Annotated in this window: 2 protein-coding genes; one reads left to right on the forward strand and one right to left on the reverse strand. The window is 37.4% G+C overall.

Translation table 11 applies throughout. The features are described from left to right. Positions 1-193 precede the first annotated feature (193 nt). Positions 194-577: a hypothetical protein gene (locus tag AAY72_RS04755; RefSeq protein ID WP_057785790.1), complete on the forward strand. Its 384-nt coding sequence runs from the start codon at positions 194-196 to the stop codon at positions 575-577. 641 nt (positions 578-1,218) lie between these two features. Here AAY72_RS04755 and AAY72_RS04760 read toward each other — a convergent pair. Beyond that, entirely contained in the window at positions 1,219-2,172 is a 954-nt protein-coding gene (locus tag AAY72_RS04760; RefSeq protein WP_057785791.1) for a hypothetical protein, read from the reverse strand. Positions 2,173-2,275 lie beyond the last annotated feature (103 nt).

The raw sequence follows: 2,275 nt of genomic DNA on the forward strand, positions 1-2,275 counted from the left end.
CAAGATAGTTGACGCCGAACATTGTACGGGTTTCTTGGCGTTAAAGCAAGTGTTTTGAGGTGGTTTATCACGTTTAATTGAATCGACCAACAAACGAGGGTTTTCTAATCACCTATTTTAGGCCTAACCTTGCATGATTAAATTTTATACGCTACGTTAATCGTTATAAAAATAACGCTTAAAAGAGGCGTGTATGAGTAGAACACTTACAACAAAAATTAGCGTTGCTGACTTAGACTTCGTAATTCAGTATTTGATCTTACTTTCACAGTCTAAGCGTGCATTTCAGTTAGATATTCCACTCTATAAGAGTCGTAACAGGATTAAGCTCTACGAATCAGCCATCCTTTTAGAAACAGCATTAATGGAAAAAAAGGATCAGGATTTTATTGATGCCATAGACCGTATATGTGTCGATATTGAAGGTATAGTTAAAAGTACTATACCAACAGAAGAGATACAAAAACTTAAAACCGCAATCAGACAAAAGCGTTATAAAAATAACGATTTTAATAGGCTCTTGAATGAGTACAACAGCACTCAGACGTTTTTAGCTGAGAGGCGTTTAAACTCTTAGTGCTGCTAGAGAGGCAGGGCAGGATAAATGCAACGACGAATTTATATTTAACTGCGGTGGTGTTTCAAAATCACTACATTAATTTTTTAGATATCCCATTTATTTACTCTGCAATTTCAAGTTAAAGTAGTCAGGTCGCTTCTGACCGGAACCAGGCAACTGGGAAGTGATGCCGGAGCTTAGGTTCCCTTAGCCCGTGAGCAAGATAAAAAGGCGCCCCGGAAACCAATTATTACATGATCAAGCTAAAAGCGTCGGATCTTAAACGATCCGGCAAAAATCTGCCTTCAATCATAAATTTTTAAGTGTGACATATCACATAGCTAATGCCTTCCTCACCAGCCCGTACTTTTGCCGCTAAATCTCGACAACTGCAATTGTGTTTATGGCGGAGATTTAGCGTTCAGGATCAAAATGGAGATCTTTGATGATCGTAAAAAAATTCACCTAAAAAATATTTCAAAGAAGCGTCACAAGTAACGCAATTTAGACTGCTATGAGCGAAAAGCGGACACTCAGATTATTTTTTTTCTATCGATAAGAATCCATTATCTAAAATCAATTATGCTGGCTAATTTGATCAATTAATCTGAGCTTTGCATTGATCAGCTCTTCGCATAAACAGAGCATAAAATTCTTATTTAAAGAACTTCAATCAATACTGCCATCTTTACATCACCTAGCTTTGATGGATAAAACCTGACTCTCTTTCCAATAACAACCAATTTGCTTTTGTCAGTCTGTATTACATCACTGCAAGCGAAGAAATATTCTTCATTGTCGTCAGATGTTATAAAACCAGAATCGCCCCGAATATACTCAACGTTTCCTTCCTGCTTTCCAGGTAAAGCCGCATGCATTATAAGCTCATCGCTGATAGTCGCAGACCTTGTAAGCCACCTTCCTTCTACTACTGATCTTTCATGGCAGATTTTTTCCGAATCAGCCATTCTATGCGTTGGTATCTCCTTTGCAACTGCATAGGAGTAGTCAAAAGCATAGGTTGTCGGTCTTCGTCCTGATCCAAGCTGCACAACATTTATTAGATTATACTCTTGTGACTTGTTCGTATATTTATATAAGGGAACATTCGGGAATTGGAACTTAAAGGCACCTCTTGCTTTGCATACCGTAACCAAAGAATGGAGAAGTTCTAAGTCCTGATTATTAAATTCGGATTCTGATCTATTAGCATGATTAATCAAAGCAGACTTTGCATGTCTTTTCTCAATTTTTACAGCACAATTATTCTCAGAATATGCAGCATCCATAGTCAGATCTAGGAGCTGCATCATTCGGCGCATGTTACCGTTAGATGCGAATATAATCTGCTCTACAGGGTCATCAGATTTGTTGGTAATATTAAAAATATCACTTGCGAATATCTCAGCACTTTCATAAGAATTCGGGTTTAAATAGTTAGAAATCATTTCTATAGTTCTAGAACGGAAGCGTGAATATCCCTGATCACTAAATATGTCATCCTCTAGTATCACCGAATCCCCATATCTTGTTTCAGTAAGCATATCTGAAAAAGAGTTTGGATAAACCGCAATTTTTGTTCTGATAAATGAAGCTGTCCGAAACTGATTCATCAACACTTCAAATAAGCAGGTGTCTTCACCGTTTTTGAAAAAATTCTTATCTAGAGAGCCTGCTTCATCAATAAGCAGAAGTCATACGTATGACCTTTGTGAG

It is taken from the genome of Alishewanella sp. WH16-1, from assembly GCF_001441695.1.
GTDB lineage: Bacteria > Pseudomonadota > Gammaproteobacteria > Enterobacterales > Alteromonadaceae > Alishewanella > Alishewanella agri.

Coding starts and splice junctions, on each gene's coding strand:
- AAY72_RS04755 (WP_057785790.1), top strand. CDS start 194: ATGAGTAGAACACTTACAACAAAAATTAGCGTTGCTGACTTAGACTTC.
- AAY72_RS04760 (WP_057785791.1), bottom strand. CDS start 2,172: ATGAATCAGTTTCGGACAGCTTCATTTATCAGAACAAAAATTGCGGTT.